The sequence below is a fragment of the Actinoplanes sp. NPDC026619 genome, assembly GCF_040638295.1.
Taxonomy (GTDB): domain Bacteria; phylum Actinomycetota; class Actinomycetes; order Mycobacteriales; family Micromonosporaceae; genus Actinoplanes.
Window position 1 is genome coordinate 152464 of the sequence record NZ_JBEZYA010000013.1, and the last position, 21019, is coordinate 173482.

Below are 21019 nucleotides of genomic sequence, written 5' to 3' on the forward strand. Positions count from 1 at the left end.
TTCCTACAAACGGCACCCGGTTACGCCCTATTTGTGGGTGCTCGCCGCAGGTTTCCTTAGCGGTGATTTAGGTCGCAGGATCCAGCCGCCCGATCGTCATGGCCAGCCGCAGCCCGAACGCGTCCCGGCCGTCCAGCGGCGACAGCCCGGTCACCTCGGCGACCCGTTTGAGCCGGTAACGGACGGTGTTGGGGTGTACGTACAGCTCGCGGGCGGAGCTCTCCAGCACCCCGCCGGCGGCGAAGAACGCGTCCAGCGTCTCGAGCAGCCCGCCGCCGGCCCGCGACAGCGCGCCGTAGACGTCGTGCCGCAGCATGCGCCGGGCGGTCAGGTCGCCGGCCAGGACCCGCTCGGGCAGCAGGTCGTCGGCGGCGACCGGGTTGGGCGCGCCGGGCCAGGCCGGTGCGGCCCGGAAACCGGCCAGCGCCGCGCGGGCCGACTCGGTGGCCTGGTCGAGCGACGGCACGGCCGGGCCGACCACGATCGGGCCGTCGCCGAAGCTGGGCGCCAGTGCGGCCGCGCTCGCGGCCAGGTCGGTCACCCCGCCGACGACCACGACCAGCCGGTCGCCGTGCACGCCGCCGATCACCTCGAGCCGGGCCCGGCGCGCGGCCCGGTAGACACCGTGCAGCACCGAGGTGATCTCGCCGCCGGGGGAGCGGCCCACCACGACCGCGACCGGGGGCGCGTCGGCCCAGCCCAGCGCGGCGGCCCGGCTGGCCAGCACATCGGAGGAGTCGCCCCGCAGCAGGGCGTCGACCAGCATGGCCTGCAGCCGGGCGTCCCAGGCGCCGCGCGACTCGGCCGCCCTGGCATAGACCCGGGCAGCGGAGAACGCGATCTCCCGGGAGAATTTGAGGATGGCCTGCAGCAGCGCCTCCTCCTCACCGGCCGCGGCCAGATGGCCGACCTCGGCCTCGGCCACGTCGATGGTCACCTTGATCAGCTGGACGGTCTGGGTCAGCGTGATCGCTCGGGCCAGCGCGCGGGGCGCGGCCGCGAACACCTCGTCGGAGATCTCCTGGCTGGTGGCCACCGTTCCGCCCGAGCGCAGCCACTCGACCAGGGAGCGGACGCCGGCCTGGGCGACGAGCATGACCCACGACCGCTGGTCGGCCGGGAGCGCGCGGAACCACGGGAGGGTCTCGTCCATCCGGGCGACGGCCGAGCTCGCGAGGTCGCCGGCGTTGCGCTCGACACGGCGCAGCGTCGCGGCGAGCGGGGGTTTCGCGGTTCCGGCCGGCCGCGGGCTGTCTGCCACGCCACACAGCGTGCCACGCCGGGTCCCGACGTTACGTGTTGGAGCGGCTCTGTCCGGTTCCGCCCTGCAAGTTGCATGAGTGCAGGTCACAAGGCATATGGGCGCAATGCCTGCGTGGTTTATGACGATTTGGGTTTTTTGTCGGGATAGCGGTGCGCCACTCCCGCGATTTCGGTCGGTGACCTGGCACTCTGTCGCACTAGCATGGCCCGGTTCACCCGGCGAGACCGTAATGCCGGCCACCGGGCAGCCGATGGGACACCGCGTGAAGGATGGGGGAGGCGAGATGACGGAACGGGAAGACGGGCCGCTGCGCGCCGACATCGATCCCGCGCTCGAAGAAGCACCGCCGATGGCAACACCGGCCGTCGAGCCGGAGCCGGGATCGAGCCGGATGGGCTGTCGCACCGAACTGCATGGCTGGGCCGGAGCCCATCTGCACGGCGCGGTGCGGCCACGCCGCCGGGCCGCGGGCCGTCGCGGGCGGCCGCCCGGCCGCTGGTGCTGAGGCTCAGCCGCCGGCGCCGAACCGCTCACCCGACCGGGTGAGCGGGGCGGACGACCGGGCGCGGCTCGGCCCACCGGACCCGCCGGACCGACACGGTGAGGTGTGGACGACAAGAGACGGCTGATCCTGGACCAGGCACTCGCGCTGGTCGACGAGCGCGGGCTGGCCGCCATGTCGATGCGGGCGGTGGCCGAGCGGGTCGGGCTCACGTCGATGGCGCTCTATCCGTACGTGGGTGGCAAGGACGCGCTGCTCGACGGGCTGGTCGATCTGCTGCACCAGGAGTTGGGCTCGGTGGTGGGCGGAGCGGCCGACCCGGACTGGCGGACCCGGCTGGGGGCGCTCGGGCGGGCCGTCCGGCAGTTGGCGTTCGCGCATCCGGGCGCCTTCCCGCTGATGCTCAACCGCTCGGCCGCGGGCGCGTCGGCGTCCTGGCTCACCGCCGCATTGCGTGGCATCCTGCACGACGCCGGGGTGCCGGACGACCGGGTGCCCCGGATGGCCCGGATGATCTGCGCCTTCCTGCTGGGCTACGCCACCGGCGAGGTGACCGGCGGCCTGCCGGCCGCATCCGGGCGGGAGGCGGGGGACCGGGAGTTCGAGGCGGACCTGCTTGATCTCGTACGCCTCGTGGAGGTCACCGTTCGAGCGGCATGATCGACGTTCCGGCACTTCCCGAGACATATTTACCTATAAAGGGTCTATGTCCGGCGACGACGATGGTTTGCGCGAATTCGTGACCAGCCGCCTGCCGCACCTGCGCCGGTCGGCGTTCCTGATGTGTGGTGACTGGGAGCTCGCCACCGAGCTGACCCGGGCCACACTGGCCCGGGTAGTGGCGGACAGCCGCCGCGGCGCGGTCGCCGACCCGGACGTCTACGCGTACTCCGATCTGATGGAAGCCTGCCGTCGCCGCAACCGCCGCCGGGAGCACGTCTTCGTGGCCGCCGCCGGCGCCGAGGGCGTCGCGGCCGAGTCCATCCTGCTGCTCGACGCCCTGCACAAGCTCGCCCCGCGCTGCCGTGCCGTGCTGGTGCTGCGCCACTGGGACGGCTTCGAGCTGGACGCGGTGGGCGCCATGCTCGACCTCGACGACGAGCGGGTCTCCGCCTACGAGCGGGCCGGCCTGGCCGCCCTGCAGAAGCTGCTGACCGACTCCGAGGCGGCGCTGACCGCATGAGTATGCCGCTGACCCGGCTTCTCGAGCACGTGCTCGAGGGCGAGCCGGACCTGGGCGACGAGGTCGACAAGGTCTTCCGCGACGCCACCCGGATCCGCCGCCGGCGCAACCGGACGCTGCTCGCGGCCGGCGCCGCCGCGGTGGTCGCGATCGCCGCCACCGGCTTCCTGCTCACCACGACGCTGCTGCCGGACCACAGCCGGCCGGCGGCGCAGCCCTCGGCGGCGGCCACCACCCGCAGCCCGGTGCCGGTGCCGTCGGCCATCGCCGACCCGGTGCTGGCCCTGCTCGCGCCGGTGGTGGACGGCAAGAAGATGCACATCTACCCGCGGCCGCCGGAACGGGGCAACGGCTGGCGGCAGTACTCGGTCACCGGGACGGACGGCACCCCGCGCGGCACCCTCGAGCTCGCCGTCTATCAGGTCGGCAAGGACCCGTGCTTCCCGGTGCTCGGCAAGCCGAACAAGTGCGCCCGCACCGAATGGGCCCCGGCCGGCATCGAGTACGTCCGTTACGACGACGATCACGACCCGGACTGGCAGGTGCATCAGACGATCGCCCGGCGGATCAGCGACGGTCGCACGCTGGCCGTGATGGCCACCGGCGAGCGCGGCTCCGACGACGCCACCACGGGCAAGCCGGCGCTGACCGGCGAGCAGATCGAGAAGATCGGCACCGACGAGCGGCTGTTCGACGCGTTCGGCGCGGACGAGAGCTGCGCCGAGCCGTCATCGGCCGCCTGCCCGGCGTTCCGCCTGCCGGTGCCGGTCGACTAGGTCTGCCCTGGGTCAGACCTTGCGGCGGATCAAGAAGGCGATGCCGCCCAGGCCGAAGATGATGACCACCAGGACCGCGCCGTTGAGCAGCAGCAGCCGGCGCATCTGGCCGAAGAACTGGTTGACCCCCGCGACCGGGTCGAGGTCGCCGGTGTCGAGGTTCTCGCCGATGCCACCGCCGATGCCGCCGGGCAGCACGTCCGGTTTGGCCGTCAGCGGCACGCCGGACACGCGCAGCGTCTCGGACATGGTGAGCCGGCCGTAGAACCAGCCGTCGGTGATCGACTTGTTGATCACCGGCTGCTTGGCCGGGCGGTGTGCCCGCGGGCCGCCGGCCGCCATCGGGTAAAGCTCGTAGACCGCCTGCGGCGCCGTCTTGACCATGACGGTCACGGTGTATTTCGGGCCGAGCTTGTCGGCCTTCGGCGCGGTGGTCTGCGGTGTGGCCGTGGCCATCCAGTTGACCTCGGCGAGCAGGGTGTCGAACAGCCGGGTGCCGTCGGTCGGATCGACGATCAGCGTGCCGTCGATGTCCTTCCCGATGATCTGGACACTGGTCGGCTTGGGGGCAGGTTTGGGTGCGGCGTGCGCGGCCGGCGCGACGCCCAGCGAGAGCGCGGCGGCGACAGCAAGTGCCCCGGCCCCCGTCATCAACCTCGCCAATACCCCATGACTCAGTGCCCCTCGAACCATCGTCCGGCCTCCCCGCCCCGTGGTGGACATGGCTGCGCACTCGGCGGCCGCGACGGTGGATCGCGGCTCGGCCGAAGCACCCTCAGCCTTCCCGGACTTTCGCCCGGACGCATCTCGAGCCGGACGAATTGGAACCATCTGGGGATGGACCGACGTGACGACAACGGCCGTGATCAGCGGCCGAATAGTACCCAGAGAGCGCAAGCACGGACGTGCTCGGTCACCCGCGGAGCGGTATTCGTTACCGGAACGACGGGAAGCGTTAACGGTTTGCGCGGCGAATGCGATAAAACGGAAAAGTTTGATACGCGGTGCGCCGATCGGTTCGGCACACCGCGTACACCCCGATGGGTTAAAGCGTCGCCCGCGCGGCGCGCAAGCGATGCAGCGTGCGCTCGCGACCCAGCACCTCGATCGATTCGAAGAGCGGGAGGCCCACCGTGCGCCCGGTGACCGCGACCCGGACCGGCGCCTGGGTCTTGCCCAGCTTGAGCTCGCGGGCCAGGCCGACCTCCTCGAGCGCGGCCTTCAGCGGCTCGGCCGACCACGTCTCGAGTGCCTCGAACGCGGCGACGGTCGCGTCCAGGATCTCGGCGGCGTCACCCTTCATCGCCTTGGCCCAGGACGCCTCGTCGCGGATCGGCTCGTCGAGGAAGAGGAAGTCCACATATTCCACGATCTCGGAGAGCACCGCGATGCGGGTCTGCGCGAGCGGTGCGACCGCCGTGAAGACCTGCAGGTCGAAGGCGCCCGGCTGCCACGGCGGAGCCGGGATCGTGTCGGTGCCCTGCAGCCACGGCGCGCAGCACGCCGCGAACTCGTCGGGCGCGAGCGCGCGGATGTAGTCGCCGTTGAACGCCCGCAGCTTCTTCACGTCGAAGAACGCCGGCGCGTGGTTGACCTCCTCGATGCGGTATTCGTCCTCGATCACCGACCAGGGCACGATCTCCCGGTCGCCGGACGGCGCCCAGCCGAGCAGCATCAGGTAGTTGCGCATGGCCGCGGCGAGGTAGCCCTCGTCGCGGTACGACTCCAGGGCGACCTTGTCGCGGCGCTTGGACAGCTTCTGCCGCTTCTCGTTGACGATGACCGGGACGTGCCCCCAGATCGGCGGGGTGTGCCCCAGCGCCTCCCACAGCAACTGCTGCTTGGGCGTGTTGGGCAGGTGCTCCTCGGCCCGGAACACGTGGGTGATCCCCATGGTCATGTCGTCGACGACGTTGGCCAGCAGGAACAGCGGGGAGCCGTCGCCGCGGGCGATGACGAAGTCTTCGATCAGCTTGTTCTCGAAGGTCGGCTTGCCTCGGACCAGGTCCTCCACCACGGTCTCGCCCTCGTCGGGGGTGCGGAAGCGCAGCGCGCGGCCATCACCCGGGCCGAGGTCCTTGTCGCGGCAGAAGCCGTCGTAGCCGGAGTGCTGGTTGCCGGTGCGGGCGATGACGTCCTCACGCTTGCACCCGCAGTAGTAGGCCTTGCCCTCGCCGTAGAGGCGGGTCGCGGCGGCGGTGTGGTCGGCGGCGTAGGACGACTGGTAGTAGGGACCCTCGTACGTCCCCCGCTCGATGCCGATCCAGTCGAGCGCGGCGATGATGCCTTCGGTCCACTCCGGACGATTCCGGGCGGCGTCGGTGTCCTCGATGCGGAGCACGAAGACACCCTCGTGCTGCTGGGCATAGATCCAGTTCTGCAGCGCCGAGCGGGCGCCGCCGACGTGGAACATGCCGGTCGGGGACGGGGCGAAACGTACGCGAACAGTCACCCGACCAGAGTACCTAGCGAACGGATCGGATTTTCAGGACGGCCAGGGCCCCGGCCAGGCTCGTGACGGCGGTGAGTGCGAACAGGGCCGGGTATCCGCCCAGGAAGGCCACCACGGGGGCGGCCAGCACCGGGCCGAGCGCCTGTGACACCGACGGGGCGATGTTGATGACGCCGATGTCCTTCGCCCGGTTGGCGGCGGCCGGCAGCACCTGGGTGACGACCGCGGTGTCCACCGCCAGGTAGATGCCGAAACCGGCGCCGAACAGCAGGGCCGCCACCATGGCGACCGGCCAGACGGGCCAGATCGCCAGCAGGATCGCGGCGACCGCGATGATCACGCCCGACCAGACCACGAAGACCTTCCGCTTGCCGGCCCGGTCGGAGAGCCAGCCGCTCAGCATCGCCGTCCCGATCATGCCGACCGTGTAGATCAGGATCAGGTAGAGCAGGCCGGTGTCGGGGTCGTCGAGCTCGACCGCGTCGGTGAGGAAGTAGAGAAGGTAGAGCGTGCCGAGCGCGTTGCCGAGCATGACCAGGAAGCGGGTCACCCAGGCCCAGGCGAAGTCGGGGTTGCCGCGCAGGTCGAGCCGGAACCCGCGCAGCGTGAAGCGGGGGACGGCGTCGTCGCCGAGCGGGTCGTCCGGGGTGCGCAGCACGAACGGCGTCACCAGCAGGAGCAGGCCGATCGCGATGATCAGGTAACCCGGCGGCGGGGTGGTGACCACCGAGGTGACCAGGATGGCGCCGACCACCAGGCCCAGCGCCACCGGCATGCCGATCCAGCCGGAGACCAGGCCGCGCTGCGCGACCGGCACCCGGTCGGGGACCGCGGAGGTCAGCGTGGCCAGCATGATGTTGATGCCGATGTTGGCCAGGGCCCAGCCGACGGTCAGCCAGAACAGGTTGGGCGCGACGGCGAGGGTCAGGAGCATCAGGAACAGCAGCAGCGCGCCGCCCGCCGTCCAGATGTGCCGCCGGCCCCGGTAGCGGCCGAACAGCCGCGGCCGGGTGCGGTCGGAGAGGGCGCCGGCCAGGGGGTTGACGACGACGGCGACGATCGCGCCGATGCCGGTCACGATGCCGAGCCAGAGTTCCTTGTGGGCGACCCCGAGATCTTCGATCTGCTGGGGGAGCAGGATCTGCAGCGGCGTGTAATAGGCCATCCAGAGACCCAGATTGGCCGCGAAGAGCAGGCCGATCCAGGAACGCCGAACGGGAACGACGGGTTCGGCAAGCGCGGGAGTCCCATGGGTGACCGCCATCGATCCTCCTCTCCGTAGCGAAGAGCTTACGGATCGTCAGACAACTTGACGAGGCCCACTTTGCCGGTTACTTTACCGACTAGCTAATTAACCAGGAGGTAAAACATGGGCAAGGTCGTAGCGGTGGAGTACGTGACTCTGGACGGCGTCTTCGAGGAGCCGGCCTGGAGCGGTCCCTACTTCAACGAGGAGCTCAGCAGCTGGCAGGCCGGCAACCTCGAGCAGGCCGACGCGCTGCTGCTGGGCCGTAAGACGTACGAGGGATTCAAGGCTGCCTGGCCGCAGATGGAGGAGGCCACCGGCTTCTTCGGCCAGAAGATGAACGCGATGCCCAAGCACGTCGCCACCACCACACTGACCACTCCGGAGTGGAACGCGAGCTTCCTCCAGGGCGAGGTCGCCGACGCCGTGGCCAAGCTGAAGACCGAGCCCGGCAACCTGCTGATCAACGGCAGTGCCAGCCTGGTGAACTACCTGACCAAGCACAACCTCGTCGACGAATACCGGATCATGGTCTACCCGGTGGTGCAGGGCGAGGGCCGCAAGCTCTGGGACGACGGCACCAAGATCGCCCTGACGCTGGCCGACTCGTGGAAGACCGCGACCGGCGTCGAGGTGGTCACCTACGTGCCGGCCTGACGTGGCCACTGACCAGCTGAGTGTCGTCTTCGGCGCGCTCGCCGACCCGACGCGCCGGGCGATCCTGGCCCGGCTGGCCGACGGCCCGGCAACCGTCAACGAGATCGCCGAGCCGTTCGACGTGACCCTCCCGGCGATCTCCAAGCACCTCAAGGTGCTCGAGCGGGCCGGCCTCATCTCCCGCGGCCGGGAGAAGCAGTGGCGGCCCTGCCGGCTCGAGGCCGAGCCGCTGCGTGCGGCCGACGAGTGGATGAATCGCTATCGGCAGTTCTGGGAGTCGAGCTTCGACAAGCTGGACCTGCACCTGCGTACGTTGATGAAGGGAACCGAGCAGTGACCGACGAGGAGATGACCTTCCGCGAGCTCGACATAGTGCGCGTTTTCGACGCGCCGCGCGAGCTCGTCTGGCGGGCCTGGACCGACCCGGAGCAGATCTGGCGGTGGTGGGGACCGGCCGGGATGCACACGCCGCGCGGCACCGTCGAGATGGACGTGCGCACCGGTGGCGTCTTCCGGCTGACCATGATCGACGCCGACGGCACCGAGTACCCCTCGGACATGCGGTTCACCACGGTCGACGAGCCGTCGGTGCTCGAGTTCGCGTGGGACGGCCAGCGGGGCATCGGCGGCGGCACGTCGACCATCACCTTCAAGGACCTCGGCGACGGCCGCACCGAGATGACCAACCACTACGCCGGCTACCTCACCGACGCCATCCAGAGCTACATGCTCCTCGGCACCAACCAGCAGTTCGACAAGCTGCAGGCGTACGTCGTCAAACCCTGAACCGGTCGACCAGCACGGTCAGGCGGCAGGCGGTGGCGTTCAGCTCGTCCGCCGCCCGGTGTGACGCCGTCACCGACACCCGGGTGCCGTCCACGGCGTCGCTGACCACCCCGATGCCCTCGGCGATGTCCCGGCTGCCCGAGGCCACCTCGGCGAACGGGGTGGCGGTGGCCGGGTCGGTGCGAGCAGCCGGTGACCCATCGGCAAACCACGGCGCCTGCGTTCCACGAAAGACCCATCGGCACCCGGTTGCCCGGCCTTGGACGGCGATGGGCCCCACCGTCACCGGTGGGGCCCATCGTCCGGTCTTCACCGGGTCAGCTGTCGCCGCCCGTTTCGCCGACCGGCGCGGCGCTGACGTCGTCGATCGCGTACTTCTTCGCGGCCTCGGCCGGCACGTGCACCGGGACCTTGCCGCGCAGCGCCAGCTGGCGCAGCGTGGCCACGGCCACCGACTCGGCGTCCACGTGGAAGTGGCGCCGCAGCGCGTGCCGGGTGTCGCTCATGCCGAAGCCGTCGGTGCCCAGCGACGTGTAGTCGTTCGGCACCCAGCGCGCGATCAGGTCGGGCACCGCCCGCATGAAGTCGCTGACCGCCACGACCGGGCCCTCGGTGCCTTCCAGCTTCTGCTGGATGTACGGCTTGCGGGGCTGGTCACCCGGGTTGAGCAGGTTGTGCTCCTCGATCGTCACGGCGTCGCGCCGCAGCTCGGTCCAGGAGGTCACCGACCAGACGTCAGCGCTGACACCCCAGTCCTGCGCCAGCAGCTCCTGGGCCTTGAGCGCCCACTGCATGCCGGTGCCGGACGCCAGGATCTGCGCCTTCGGCCCGGTGGTCGCCGGCGCCGGCTTGTACCGGTAGATGCCCTTGAGCAGGCCCTCCACGTCGACGCCCGCGGGCTCGGCCGGCTGGAAGATCGGCTCGTTGTAGATGGTGAGGTAGTAGAAGACGTTCTCCTGCTTCTCGCCGTACATCCGGTGCAGGCCGTTCTCGACGATGTGCGCGATCTCGAACGCGAACGCCGGGTCGTACGACACCACGGCCGGGTTGGTCGCCGCGATCAGCAGCGAGTGGCCGTCCTCGTGCTGCAGGCCCTCGCCGTTGAGCGTGGTGCGGCCGGCCGTGGCGCCGAGCAGGAAGCCCCGGGTCATCTGGTCGGCGGCGGCCCACAGCTCGTCGGCGGTGCGCTGGAAGCCGAACATCGAGTAGAAGATGTACAGCGGGATCATCGGCTCGTCGTGCGTGGCGTACGACGTGCCGGCCGCGATGAAGCTCGCCGTCGACCCGGCCTCGTTGATCCCCTCGTGCAGGATCTGGCCGTTGGTCGCCTCCTTGTACGACAGGAAGAGCTCCCGGTCGACCGAGGTGTAGGTCTGGCCGTGCGGGGAGTAGATCTTCTTCGTCGGGAAGAGGGAGTCCAGACCGAACGTACGCGCCTCGTCCGGGATGATCGGCACCCAGCGTGGGCCGAACTCCTTGTCCTTCATCAGGTCTTTCAGGAGCCGGACGAAGGCCATCGTGGTCGCGACCTTCTGCTTGCCGCTGCCCCGCTTGACGTCACCGAACGCCTTCGAGTCGGGGATCGCCAGCGACTTGTGCTTGGTGCGCCGCGACGGGATGGAGCCGCCCAGCTCGCGGCGCCGCTCCAGCATGTACTGCATCTCGTCGGACTTCTCGTCGGGACGGAAGTACGGCGGGAGGTACGGGTTTTCCTCGAGCTGCTTGTCGCTGATCTCCAGGTAGAGGCGGTCCCGGAAGCCCTTGAGGTCGTCCAGGGTCAGCTTCTTCATCTGGTGGGTGGCGTTGCGCGCCTCGAAGTGCGAGCCGAGCGTCCAGCCCTTGATCGTCTTGGCGAGGATCACGGTCGGCTGGCCGGTGTGCTCGGTGGCCGCCTTGTACGCCGCGTACAGCTTCTTGTAGTCGTGGCCGCCGCGCTTGAGGTTCCAGACCTCGTCGTCGGTCATGCCCTCGACCAGCTTGCGGGTGCGCGGGTCACGACCGAAGAAGTTCTCCCGCACGTACGCCCCGGACTCGCCCTTGTACGTCTGGTAATCGCCGTCGGGCGTGACGTTCATCAGGTTGACCAGCGCGCCGTCGGTGTCCGCGGCGAGCAGCGGGTCCCACTCCCGGCCCCAGACCACCTTGATGACGTTCCAGCCGGCGCCGCGGAAGAACGACTCCAGCTCCTGGATGACCTTGCCGTTACCGCGAACCGGGCCGTCGAGGCGCTGCAGGTTGCAGTTGATCACGAAGGTGAGGTTGTCGAGCTCCTCGCGGGCGGCCAGGCCGATCGCGCCGAGCGACTCGACCTCGTCCATCTCGCCGTCGCCGAGGAACGCCCAGACGTGCTGCTGGCTGGTGTCCTTGATGCCGCGGTTCTGCAGGTAACGGTTGTACCGCGCCTGGTAGATCGCGTTCAGCGGGCCGAGACCCATGCTGACCGTCGGGAACTCCCAGAAGTTCGGCATGAGCCGGGGGTGCGGGTAGGACGGCAGGCCGCCACCCTGATGCGACAACTCCTGGCGGAAGCCGTCCAGGTCGTTCTCGCTGAGCCGGCCCTCCATGTACGCCCGTGCGTACATGCCGGGGGAGGCGTGGCCCTGGAAGAAGATGTGGTCGCCGCCGCCGGGGTGGTCCTTGCCACGGAAGAAGTGGTTCATGCCGACCTCGTAGAGGCTGGCGCTCGACGCGTAGGTCGAGATGTGGCCGCCGACCCCGATGTCGGGTCGCTGCGCACGGTGGACCAGCATGGCCGCGTTCCACCGGATGTACGCCCGGATGCGGCGCTCGACGAACTCGTCGCCGGGGAACCACGGTTCCTGCTCCGGCGGGATCGTGTTGATGTAGTCGGTGGAGGTCAGTGGCGGGACGCCGACCTGTCGCTCCCGGGCCCGCTCGAGCAGGCGCAACATAACGTAACGGGCTCTCTTGGCGCCGCGTTCGTCGATGACTCCGTCGAGAGACTCGACCCACTCGTTGGTTTCCTCGGGGTCGATGTCCGGAAGCTGGCTCGGCAGGCCATCGCTGATTACCGGGCGCTTGCGCTCCGTGGCCACAGGCAATCCTCTTGTCGGGTGTAGGAACCGAGCGGTCGCATCGTGTGGGTCGCTCGGAGTTGCCTCCATCCTGCCCCCTCCCGGTGCGCATCGTCACGCCTACCCGGGCTGTCCGCGATCCGGGACACACGTACTGACCAGTAACTTCTCAGCCGTTGATAAATGAGAAGCGGACCTGCCTGGTCGGATTGTCGCCGTTGGTGTCCACGAGGCAGATCGACTGCCAGGTGCCGAGCGCGATTCGACCATCAATGACAGGCAGCGTCGCGTACGGCGGGATCCAGGCCGGAAGCACGTGGTCGCGGCCGTGGCCACGCGAACCGTGCCGGTGCCGCCACTTGTCCGCGGCCGGCAGCAGCTCGTCGATCGCGGCCAGCAGGTCGTCGTCCGACCCGGCCCCGGTCTCGATGATCGCGAGCCCGGCGGTGGCGTGCGGCACGAAGACGTGCAGCAGTCCGTCCGCCTCGGACTTCGCGAAGTCGGCCGCCTCGGATGTGATGTCGCGGACAACCGGCGATCCGCCGGTCCGGACGGTGATCACTTCAGTGCGCATCCGCCAGAGCCTAGGTATACAGGTCCAGCACCAGGAACAGGGCTGCCGTCGCGCCCAGCCACAGGACGGCCAGGGTCAGGCCGGTCACTGTCCGCAAGATCATGATCCGAGTAGAACACGCCTCGTACTGGCGTCGATGCAAATTGCTGACTTTCTGACGTGGCGGGTGTGGCCGCAGTCGGCAATGCTGAATTTTGTGACCACCCCGCAGAACCTCGACGAGCGTTTCCGCGACGCGGTGACCGCGCTGCCCGCCCCCGGCACGCGCCGCGCCCCCGGCGACGCGGTCCGCGACGGATCCACGCTGACCGGGGCACGCGCACTCGAGCTGTTCGACGCCCAGTTGGCCAGCCGCCACCTCGACCTGGCCGCCCGCTGGCTGCGCAGCTTCAACGAGGGCTTCTACACCATCGGATCGTCCGGTCACGAGGGCAACGCCGCCATCGCCGCCGCTCTGCTGCCCACCGACCCGGCCCTGCTGCACTACCGTTCGGCCGCGTTCTTCTGCGCCCGCGCCAAGAGCCTCGCCGACGCCGCCCGCGACGTGCTGCGCGGCGTCGTGGCCAGCGCGCACGAGCCGATCGCCGGCGGCCGGCACAAGGTCTTCGGCAGCGCCGACCTGAACATCGTCCCGACCACCTCGACCATCGGCTCGCACCTGCCGCGCGCCGTCGGCCTGGCCTTCTCGGTGGCCCGGGCGCATGCCGCCCACCGCTGGCCCGCCGACGCGATCGTGGCTGCCACGTTCGGCGACGCGTCGGCCAACCACGCGACCGCGACCGCCGCGCTCAACGCGGCCGGCTGGTTCGAGCACTCCGACATCCGGCTGCCACTGCTGCTGGTCTGCGAGGACAACGGGCTCGGCGTGAGCGTGCCCACGCCGGACGGCTGGCTCGCCGCGATGCTGTCGTCCCGCCCCGGCGTGCGCTACACCTCGGCCGACGGCTGCGACCTGGCCGGCACCTACGACGCCGCGGCCGAGGCCGCCGGTTACGTCCGCCGCGAGCGCCGCCCGGCCGTGCTCCATCTGCCGATGGTGCGGCTCATGGGGCACGCCGGCGCCGACGCCGAGGTGGCCTACCGCACCACCGAGGCGATCACCCGCGACCTCGAGCGCGATCCGCTGGTCCACACCGCCCGCACGCTCGTCGAGGCCGGCCTGTTCAGCCCGGAAGAGGTCATCACCCGCTACGACGAGATCGGCTGGCAGGTGCGCAAGGTCGCCGAGGAGGTGCTCGGCGAACCCAAGCTCGCCTCGGTCGCCCAGATCGTCGGCCCGCTCGCCCCGCGCCGCCCGCTGCGCGTCGCCCACGAGATCACCGAGGTCGCCACCCGGGCCATCGGTCCCGGCGCGGCCACCCGGCTGCAGGCCTTCGACGGCAAGCTGCCCGAGCAGGGCGGGCCGCTGACCCTCGCGCAGACCATCAACGCCACGCTCACCGACGCGCTGCTCGCCAACCCGGGCGCGCTGCTGTTCGGTGAGGACGTGGCCCGCAAGGGCGGGGTCTACGGCGTCACCAAGAAACTGCAGGAGCGCTTCGGGTCCGAGCGGGTCTTCGACACCCTGCTCGACGAGACCACCATCCTCGGGCTGGCGCTCGGCGCCGGGCTCGACGGGATGCTCCCGATCCCCGAAATTCAATATCTGGCCTATCTGCACAACGCCGAGGACCAGTTGCGCGGCGAGGCCGCCACCATGTCGTTCTTCTCCTCCGGGGCCTACCGCAACCCGATGGTCGTGCGCATCGCCGGCCTCGCCTACCAGCAGGCCTTCGGCGGGCACTTCCACAACGACAACTCGGTGGCCGTCCTGCGTGACATCCCCGGCCTGGTCCTGGCCGTGCCGGCCCGGCCCGGCGACGCGGCGCCCATGCTGCGCACCTGCCTGGCGTCGGCCGCGGCGGACGGCAGCGTCTGCGTCTTCCTCGAGCCGATCGCCCTCTACCACACCCGCGACCTCTACGAGCAGGGCGACAACGAATGGCTTTCGCCGTACGCGGGACCGGTCTCCTGGTCGAGTGAGCACGTGCCGGTCGGCCGGGCCCGCACCTACCCGGTGGGCAACGCGTCCGATCTGACCATCGTGACGTTCGGCAACGGCGTCCGGCTCTCGCTGCGTGTTGCCGCGCGCCTCGCCGAGGAGGGGTTCGGATCCCGGGTAGTGGACCTTCGCTGGCTCAGCCCGCTGCCCGCCGCGGATCTGGTGCGGGAGGCCTCCGCGACCGGCCGGGTGCTGATCGTCGACGAGACCCGGCGCACCGGCGGGGTCGGCGAGGGCGTGCTGGCGGCCCTGGTGGACGGCGGTTTTGTCGGTTCGGCACGGCGGATCGCGGCGGCCGACTCGCTGATTCCGCTGGGACCGGCCGCGCAGCACGTGCTGGTGGGGGAGGATGCGATCACACAGGGTGCCCATGCACTGCTGGCACGGTAAATTGCCACACACTCGGTGCGCCACTTGCGCACGAGGCCGCAAGTGTGTGGACTACCCCCAGGTTTTAGGCAATTTCATTCTTGGCTAGGAGGACTTAGACAGTGAGCGCGACCGCTGGTCAGGCCGACGGCGTACGCAGCCTGGCGGACCGGTTCGGCTTCGAGCCGAACATGGTGGTCATGGAGATGGGCTACGACGACGATGTCGACGAGGACCTCCGTGACGCCCTGACCGAACGCGTCGGCGAGTTGGTCGACGAAGACACCGATGAGGTCGTCGATGCGGTGCTGTTGTGGTACCGCGATGGCGATGGTGACCTTTTCGAACTGCTCACCGATGCCCTTGGCCCCCTCGCCGAGAACGGCGTGGTGTGGCTTCTGACCCCCAAGGCGGGCCGTGACGGGCACGTCGAACCGAGCGAGATCAGCGAGTCCGCCCCCACGGCGGGTCTGCAGCAGACCTCGACGGTCAACGCCGGCAAGGACTGGACGGGCGGCCGGCTCGTCTCCCCCAGGGGTGCCAAGAAGAAGTAGCTCACTGTGAACTCCGTGCCGGCCGGCGTCCGTTGGCGCCGGTCCGGTTAGGGTTGTGCGCATGCCGCTGCCGGTGGGCGCGCTCGCGCCCGACTTCGCCCTCAAGGATCAGAACAACCAAGAGGTTGGCCTGCGCGGTTTCCACCAGCGCAAGGCCATCCTGCTGGTGTTCTATCCCCTCACCTTCACGGGGACCTGCAAGGGCGAGCTGGCCGGCATCCGGGACAACATCGACCGGTACGCCACCGATGACCTCCAGGTGCTGGCCGTCAGCGTCGACTCCGTCTACAGCCACAAGGTGTGGTCGCTGCAGGAGAGCTTCGACTTCCCCCTGCTGGCCGATTTCTGGCCGCACGGCGAGGTGGCCCGCCGTTACGAGGTCTTCGACGACGCGGCCGGCTTCGCCAACCGGGGCACCTTCCTCATCGACCACGCGGGGGTGATCCGGTTTTCCGAGGAGGCCGGCCCCGGCGAGGCCCGGGACCGGGCGGCCTGGGATGCGGCCATCGCCACCCTGAAATCGTGAATCCGCTCAAGGTACGATGCTTACTCGGACCCGTCGGGGGCGCGTAGCTCAGTGGGAGAGCACCCGCCTTACAAGCGGGGGGTCGTAGGTTCGAAACCTACCGTGCCCACCGGTCCGAAGGCCCCCCTGGTTCGCCGAACGCGGACCAAGGGGGCCTTTCCGCGTCCGGGTGTCAGCGGGGTGGGGATGGTGGGGGCTGGGTCATGGCGATCAGGCCCGCCAGGGTCGACGTCAGGACGGCGGTCACGTTGATCAGGTCGGTGGGGTCCAGGCCCGCGCTCAGCTCGCTGATCACCTGGCCGTCGGGGTCGCTGCTGACGATGCACAGGTCGATGCGATGGTCGTCGGTGGGGAACGCGGTCACCTGGTAATCGGTGTCGCCCAGCAGCAGGCGCCGGTCGAGGGTGATGGGGGAGGACTGGAGCGCGGTGTCATTCATGGGAGCGACTCTAGGGTCACCCTCTGACAGTTTCTCCGGTCAGCGAAGGCGGGTGGCCGGCACCCCGGTCACGGCCGGCCGGCCAGGGCCAGCCACTTGCGGTAGTGGTCGGCGAACGGCTCCTTGCCGTGGCTGAGGGCCTCGCGCAACTCGGCCACGGCGTGCAGCGCGCCCTCGACGATCTCGTCGGGATAACCGAGGGAGACGCGGTGCTCGGCGAACTCGTCCTCGTCCTCGACCTCCACCCGGCCGTCGGCGCGGTAGCGGACCAGATCGATGTCGAGGTCGACCACGGTGATCTCGGCCGGGCCGGTCCACACGGCCGGGGTGGTGACGTCGCAATACATGTCGCGGGCGTCCGGCTCGGCCAGGCACATCGCCATCCACCAGCCCTCGGCCGGGATCAGCCGGACCGCGTCGGCCCGGGTCAGGCCGGTCGGCCGGTTGCCGTAGTGGTAGCTGACCACGCTCCCACGCGGGGTGGCGAGCCACGTGCCGTACGCATCCTCGCCGAGCAGTTGCCCGGTCACCTGGCGGTGCGGCGAGCCGTCGAATTTGCGCAGTACGAGATCGACGGCAGTCACCCGGAGAGGCTACATCGATCACCGACGGGCGACATGCCCCGCAGGCGCCCGGATCCGAAGCGTTGTCGAGTGTTTACCGGCTGCTCCCCGATGGGACCCCGGGGCAACCGGGAAGCAACGGCTGAACCTTCAGCTCGGCCCGCCGGGGAACCGATCCTTCACTTGCCGGCGGGGAGCACCCACCGGTGGGCGGGCGCCGGTCGGACATCCCCTCGGCGATCGGGCCCGCCCGGATAATCAGATTTCGGAGGGGCGCCTGGTGTCGGAGTTGTTCATCGGTTCGGATGCCGACAAGACGGTGGTCTCGGCGTACCCGCTGAAAACCCGGACCGGACGCGCCCGCCGCCGCCGCACCGGCGCCGTGACCGAATTCCTCCCGGTGACCCCGAGCGGGCGAAGCCGCGAGGTTCGCGTGACGTTCCTCGCCCGCCTCAGCCTTCCGCTGCTGGTCGTCTCCGCGTTCATGTTCGCCGCCGGCCTGCCCGGCTGGCTGATCGCCGGCTGCACGCTGGTCACGCTGGCCCTGGCCGGCTGGGACGACCGCCGCCGCGCACAGCGCACGACGTTCGAGATCCCCCGTGAGCCGGGCGCGCGCGTCCTGCGTACGCCCGAGGAGCGGGCCGCCTACGGCCGTGCCGTCGCCGTCGCCCGCCGCATCCGGCGCACCTGGCCGGCGCTGCCCGGCATGATCGACCCGGAGACCGCCGACCGGACCCTGACCCACGCCCTCGACGACCTGGCCTCCCTGCTGGTCCGGCGGCAGGAGATCCGCCGGCTGCGCGCGGGGCTCGATGGCGTACGCACCACCGACGTGCCCGCCGACAGCCCGGCCGCGCTCGCCCTCACCGAGCAGCGGGAGCGCACCGAGGAGCTCTGGCTCGCCTCGGCCGAGCAGGCGAATCGCATCCTGCGCAGCATCGACGAGACCGCGCTGGCCGGCGAGACCTTCGTGCGTGAGCAGCGGATCGGGGCGACCGCCCGGCAGGCCGAACTGGCGCTGGCCCGGCTCACCGCCGGCCCGCCGCCGGCCGAGTCGGCGCCGGAGCTCGCCGACCGGACCTCCGTGGTGCTGAGCGCCTATCGTGAGCTGGCCGCTGCCGCATCATTGGTGGCGTGAACCCTACCGACGACGTCCTCCGGGAGGTCGGTCCCCGGCTGCGGGCGTTGCGCCAGAAATCGGGCATCACCCTCGCCGCGCTGGCCGAGACCACCGGCATCTCGGTGAGCACGCTGTCCCGGCTCGAGTCGGGACAGCGCAAGGCCACCCTGGAGCTGTTGCTCCCGCTGGCCCAGGCCCACCGGGTGCCGCTGGACGAGCTGGTCGGCGCGCCGCAGACCGGCGATCCGCGGGTGTACGCGCGGCCGATCAAGCGGTTCGGCCAGCTGATCCTGCCGCTGAGCCGCAACCCGGGCGGGCCGCAGGCGTTCAAGCACGTCATCGCGCCCGGCGACCGGCACGAGCCGGAGCCGAAGACGCATGAGGGCTACGAGTGGCTCTACGTGCTGACCGGCCGGCTGCGCCTGATCCTCGGCCCGCACGACCTGGTCCTGCCGGCCGGTGAGGCCGCCGAGTTCGACACCCGGGTGCCGCACTGGTTCGGCAGCGCCGGCGGCGAGCCGGTCGAGTTCCTCACCATCTTCGACGCGCAGGGCGCCCGCATCCACGTCCGGGCCCGCCCGTCAGTTCCGCCGGGGAGTGCCGGGCGGCCGGGAGCCGACCGGGCGTGATCCGCGGGGCCGGGTCCCGGCCCCGCGTTCACGCAAGTTCATTCCATTGTGTGACTCGACCGTCACGCAGAATGCAACTACGTTGTCTGTCGACATGCGTGCCCCCGCCGATGCCCATGAACCGTCCGCTACCAGCGCTAACGATCCGGCGGCCGGTCGGACGTCGCTGCCCTCAGGCGGCTCGGCGGCTGGTGGACAGCTGACGCGGGACGAGGATCCGGGGTTCGCCGGCCGTTCCCAGGGACACGACGAGCAGCTCCTGCACCGTCTCCGGAGCGGGCAGCAACCACTGTGTCCGCTCGGGCGGCACCGCCCACCGCACGGCGCCCTCCAGCATCCGGCTGGGCGGAGCCGGGATCCACGAGCCGAGGCCGTGCCGCACCACGTCCAGCCGGCGATCCAGCTCCTTGCGCAGGGGCTCGCCCGGCCGCACCAGGAACATCCATCGCCCGGCCGCGGTCACCGCGACCGGGCCCAGCCCGGTCCGGTGCAGGCGGGCCGCGCCGAGGGTGCGCAGGCCGAGCGCGGCCGGCACCTCCAGCGCGTCGAACCGCCGGCCGGTGGCCAGCAGCACACTGTGCGGCCGACGCCGCCACCAGCGGTGCACCAGGCCGATGTCGATCGTGGCGGTGTCCTCCCAGGACTCCATGGCCGGGTGGCAGGTCATGACCGGGCACCCGGGTCGTCCACAGTCGAAGCGGTGGCCGGTCAGGCAGGCGCCGGGTGTCACCGCCCAGCCGTGTGCGGCGTACCGCAGCGCGTGGTGGCGCAGCCGCAGCCGGTCAAGTGGGACGAACGGTCGATTGGTGGTCCACTGCATGGCTCCTCAACCCCCGGTCTAGGAGGACTTCCGGGTGGCCCGGCGGCTATATCAGCCGCCGATGCCGTATCCAAGCCCGACACACCTCGTTGGGCCGGTCAGATCCACCCTTTGCAAGTTGCAACGAAAACTACGAGCATCGGTGAGCAGGCGATCACACACGCTGTGCGACGCGGTCGCACGCGGGCGGTCAAGACTGCAGATGACACAAGGGCTCGCCGGCGGGGGTCGCCGGCGGGTCGGGGGAGGCACCGTGGACGAGCTGCCGATCGGCCGCCGCGTCGCCTATTGGCGCGGTCGACGAAAGATGTCCCAGCAGGTCTTTGCGGACCGGCTGGGAAAGTCCAAGAGCTGGGTCGACAAGGTGGAGCGCGGGGTCCGCCGACTTGACAAGTTCTCCGTGGTCTACGAGATCGCCGACGTACTTCAGGTCGACGTCCAGCTGTTGCTGGGCAAGGACGTGGAACGCCGGCCGGAAACGCAGAACTGCATAGATCAGGTGGAAGTCGAGGAGATTCGCGCGGCTCTGGAGCGGTATGACCAGATGAGTGCGTTCTTCCAGGCTGTGCCCAACTCGCCACCACTGTCGGAAATGCGCAAAGCAGTCAGCCATGCGTGGCTGACCTACCAGCACGCCAAGTACGGCGTACTGGCCCGGACGCTGCCCAAGCTCCTGCGTGACGCGCAGGCCGCGGACAGCGCGCACGCCGCCACCGCCGAGGCCAAGGACGCGGCCCACCTGCTCGGGCAGGTCTACCAGATCGCGTCCTCGGCGCTGCGCAAGGTCGGCGAGCACGAGCTGTCCTGGCTAGCCGCGGACCGCTCCATCGCGGTCTCCCAGCGGGCCGGCGACCAGCTCCTGGCCGGGCTGGCGAGCTACCGGGTCGGCAGCGCGCTGCTGGCGCTCGGCCGGGTGCGTCCCGCGCTCGAGGTCAACGTCAACATCGCCAACCGGCTGGCGCCCAGCCGCGACCTGACCGGCGCCGACCGGCTCTCGGTGTACGGCATGCTGCTGCTCAACGGCGCCATGGCCGCGGCCCGGATCGGCGACGGCGCAACCGTTCGTGACCTGCTCTGCGGGGCCGAGCAGGCGTCGCTGGAGCTCGGCGGCGACTTCAACCACTACTGGACCAGCTTCGGCCCCACCAACGTGCAGCTGCACCGCTGCGCCACGGCGGTCGAGCTCGGCGACGGCCGCACCGCGGTGGAGACCCACGAGAGGCTTCTCGACCCGATCGGCTTCAACGCGATGCTGCCCGAGCGGCGGGCGCACCACTACCTGGACATCGCCCGCGGCTACACGCAGATCGGCAACATCGAGAAGGCCAGCGAGATGCTTCTCGAGGGCGACCGGCTCGCCCCGTCGGAGATCCGCTGCCGCCCGCTCGCCCACGAGGTTCTTTCCGACGTGCTTCGCCGGACGCGAGGCACGCCGCCGGCTCCGATAGCGGAGCTGGCCGAGCAGATGGGAGTCGGCGTATGA

Annotated in this window: 23 protein-coding genes and 1 tRNA gene; 14 read left to right on the plus strand and 10 right to left on the minus strand. The window is 70.3% G+C overall.

Features of this window, described 5'->3' with window-relative positions:
• Window positions 1-67: 67 nt before the first annotated feature.
• Window positions 68-1261, minus strand: a complete 1194-nt coding sequence (locus AB0E90_RS26965; RefSeq protein ID WP_360411294.1) for a helix-turn-helix domain-containing protein — start codon at window positions 1259-1261, stop codon at window positions 68-70.
• Between the two features lie 253 nt (window positions 1262-1514).
• Between AB0E90_RS26965 and AB0E90_RS26970 the strand changes: the two genes are divergently transcribed.
• The 4 genes from AB0E90_RS26970 to AB0E90_RS26985 all read left to right on the plus strand — a co-directional run bounded on the left by AB0E90_RS26970 (window position 1515) and on the right by AB0E90_RS26985 (window position 3725).
• Window positions 1515-1769, plus strand: coding sequence for a hypothetical protein (locus AB0E90_RS26970; protein WP_360411699.1), 255 nt, complete (start codon window positions 1515-1517; stop codon window positions 1767-1769).
• 102 nt (window positions 1770-1871) lie between these two features.
• Window positions 1872-2426: a TetR/AcrR family transcriptional regulator gene (locus tag AB0E90_RS26975; RefSeq protein ID WP_360411297.1), complete on the plus strand. Its 555-nt coding sequence runs from the start codon at window positions 1872-1874 to the stop codon at window positions 2424-2426.
• A 46-nt stretch (window positions 2427-2472) separates the two neighbouring features.
• Window positions 2473-2949 carry a sigma factor-like helix-turn-helix DNA-binding protein gene (locus AB0E90_RS26980; protein WP_360411300.1) on the plus strand — a complete coding sequence of 159 codons (477 nt, stop codon included), beginning with the start codon at window positions 2473-2475 and terminating at the stop codon, window positions 2947-2949.
• The gene (locus tag AB0E90_RS26985) at window positions 2946-3725 is read left to right on the plus strand and encodes a hypothetical protein (protein WP_360411303.1); all 780 of its coding nucleotides are present in this window, start codon (window positions 2946-2948) and stop codon (window positions 3723-3725) included. The genes AB0E90_RS26980 and AB0E90_RS26985 overlap by 4 nt, the downstream gene beginning before the upstream one ends.
• Window positions 3726-3737: 12 nt before the next feature.
• On the opposite strand, the gene AB0E90_RS26990 is transcribed toward AB0E90_RS26985, so the two are convergent.
• From AB0E90_RS26990 to AB0E90_RS27000, 3 genes are all read right to left on the minus strand, one after another.
• Window positions 3738-4376, minus strand: coding sequence for a hypothetical protein (locus AB0E90_RS26990; protein WP_360411306.1), 639 nt, complete (start codon window positions 4374-4376; stop codon window positions 3738-3740).
• A 394-nt stretch (window positions 4377-4770) separates the two neighbouring features.
• Window positions 4771-6177: a glutamate--tRNA ligase gene (gene gltX, locus AB0E90_RS26995; protein WP_360411309.1), complete on the minus strand. Its 1407-nt coding sequence runs from the start codon at window positions 6175-6177 to the stop codon at window positions 4771-4773.
• A 13-nt stretch (window positions 6178-6190) separates the two neighbouring features.
• The gene (locus AB0E90_RS27000) at window positions 6191-7441 is read right to left on the minus strand and encodes an MFS transporter (protein WP_360411312.1); all 1251 of its coding nucleotides are present in this window, start codon (window positions 7439-7441) and stop codon (window positions 6191-6193) included.
• Window positions 7442-7546: 105 nt separating this feature from the next.
• Here AB0E90_RS27000 and AB0E90_RS27005 point away from each other — a divergent pair, with 105 nt between their 5' ends.
• From AB0E90_RS27005 to AB0E90_RS27015, 3 genes are read left to right on the plus strand one after another with little or no spacing between them, the layout of a single operon-like run.
• A complete protein-coding gene (locus AB0E90_RS27005; protein WP_360411315.1) occupies window positions 7547-8080 on the plus strand; it encodes a dihydrofolate reductase family protein in 534 nt (177 codons plus the stop codon).
• Window position 8081: 1 nt separating this feature from the next.
• The gene (locus AB0E90_RS27010; RefSeq protein WP_360411318.1) at window positions 8082-8417 is read left to right on the plus strand and encodes a metalloregulator ArsR/SmtB family transcription factor; all 336 of its coding nucleotides are present in this window, start codon (window positions 8082-8084) and stop codon (window positions 8415-8417) included.
• Complete coding sequence (locus AB0E90_RS27015; RefSeq protein WP_360411321.1) at window positions 8414-8866, plus strand: SRPBCC domain-containing protein; 453 nt, start codon at window positions 8414-8416, stop codon at window positions 8864-8866. Before AB0E90_RS27010 ends, AB0E90_RS27015 begins: the two co-directional genes overlap by 4 nt.
• On the opposite strand, the gene AB0E90_RS27020 is transcribed toward AB0E90_RS27015, so the two are convergent.
• The 3 genes from AB0E90_RS27020 to AB0E90_RS27030 form a co-directional block, all read right to left on the minus strand.
• Window positions 8856-9179, minus strand: a complete 324-nt coding sequence (locus tag AB0E90_RS27020) for a hypothetical protein (RefSeq protein WP_360411324.1) — start codon at window positions 9177-9179, stop codon at window positions 8856-8858. The genes AB0E90_RS27015 and AB0E90_RS27020 overlap by 11 nt on opposite strands.
• Window positions 9180-9183: 4 nt before the next feature.
• Complete coding sequence (aceE, locus tag AB0E90_RS27025) at window positions 9184-11922, minus strand: pyruvate dehydrogenase (acetyl-transferring), homodimeric type (protein ID WP_360411327.1); 2739 nt, start codon at window positions 11920-11922, stop codon at window positions 9184-9186.
• A gap of 148 nt (window positions 11923-12070) precedes the next feature.
• Window positions 12071-12475 carry a YjbQ family protein gene (locus AB0E90_RS27030; protein ID WP_360411330.1) on the minus strand — a complete coding sequence of 135 codons (405 nt, stop codon included), beginning with the start codon at window positions 12473-12475 and terminating at the stop codon, window positions 12071-12073.
• Between the two features lie 184 nt (window positions 12476-12659).
• On the opposite strand from AB0E90_RS27030, the gene AB0E90_RS27035 reads away from it, so the two are divergent.
• The 4 genes from AB0E90_RS27035 to AB0E90_RS27050 all read left to right on the plus strand — a co-directional run bounded on the left by AB0E90_RS27035 (window position 12660) and on the right by AB0E90_RS27050 (window position 16074).
• Window positions 12660-14906 (plus strand): thiamine pyrophosphate-dependent enzyme, encoded by a 2247-nt coding sequence (locus tag AB0E90_RS27035; protein WP_360411333.1) that lies wholly within the window; start codon window positions 12660-12662, stop codon window positions 14904-14906.
• A gap of 101 nt (window positions 14907-15007) precedes the next feature.
• Window positions 15008-15439: a DUF3052 domain-containing protein gene (locus AB0E90_RS27040; RefSeq protein ID WP_360411336.1), complete on the plus strand. Its 432-nt coding sequence runs from the start codon at window positions 15008-15010 to the stop codon at window positions 15437-15439.
• 61 nt (window positions 15440-15500) lie between these two features.
• On the plus strand, window positions 15501-15965 hold the full coding sequence (locus AB0E90_RS27045) for a peroxiredoxin (protein ID WP_360411339.1): 465 nt from the start codon (window positions 15501-15503) through the stop codon (window positions 15963-15965).
• Between the two features lie 37 nt (window positions 15966-16002).
• A tRNA-Val gene (locus tag AB0E90_RS27050) sits at window positions 16003-16074 on the plus strand.
• Between the two features lie 63 nt (window positions 16075-16137).
• On the opposite strand, the gene AB0E90_RS27055 is transcribed toward AB0E90_RS27050, so the two are convergent.
• Window positions 16138-16404, minus strand: a complete 267-nt coding sequence (locus AB0E90_RS27055; RefSeq protein ID WP_360411342.1) for a hypothetical protein — start codon at window positions 16402-16404, stop codon at window positions 16138-16140.
• A gap of 68 nt (window positions 16405-16472) precedes the next feature.
• Window positions 16473-16988 carry a DUF402 domain-containing protein gene (locus AB0E90_RS27060; RefSeq protein WP_360411345.1) on the minus strand — a complete coding sequence of 172 codons (516 nt, stop codon included), beginning with the start codon at window positions 16986-16988 and terminating at the stop codon, window positions 16473-16475.
• A 259-nt stretch (window positions 16989-17247) separates the two neighbouring features.
• Here AB0E90_RS27060 and AB0E90_RS27065 point away from each other — a divergent pair, with 259 nt between their 5' ends.
• Both AB0E90_RS27065 and AB0E90_RS27070 read left to right on the plus strand, forming a co-directional pair.
• Window positions 17248-18105: a hypothetical protein gene (locus AB0E90_RS27065; RefSeq protein ID WP_360411348.1), complete on the plus strand. Its 858-nt coding sequence runs from the start codon at window positions 17248-17250 to the stop codon at window positions 18103-18105.
• Window positions 18102-18716 (plus strand): XRE family transcriptional regulator, encoded by a 615-nt coding sequence (locus AB0E90_RS27070; protein ID WP_360411351.1) that lies wholly within the window; start codon window positions 18102-18104, stop codon window positions 18714-18716. Before AB0E90_RS27065 ends, AB0E90_RS27070 begins: the two co-directional genes overlap by 4 nt.
• Window positions 18717-18888: 172 nt before the next feature.
• On the opposite strand, the gene AB0E90_RS27075 is transcribed toward AB0E90_RS27070, so the two are convergent.
• A complete protein-coding gene (locus tag AB0E90_RS27075) occupies window positions 18889-19536 on the minus strand; it encodes a bifunctional DNA primase/polymerase (protein WP_360411354.1) in 648 nt (215 codons plus the stop codon).
• A gap of 253 nt (window positions 19537-19789) precedes the next feature.
• Here AB0E90_RS27075 and AB0E90_RS27080 point away from each other — a divergent pair, with 253 nt between their 5' ends.
• Complete coding sequence (locus AB0E90_RS27080) at window positions 19790-21019, plus strand: helix-turn-helix domain-containing protein (protein WP_360411357.1); 1230 nt, start codon at window positions 19790-19792, stop codon at window positions 21017-21019.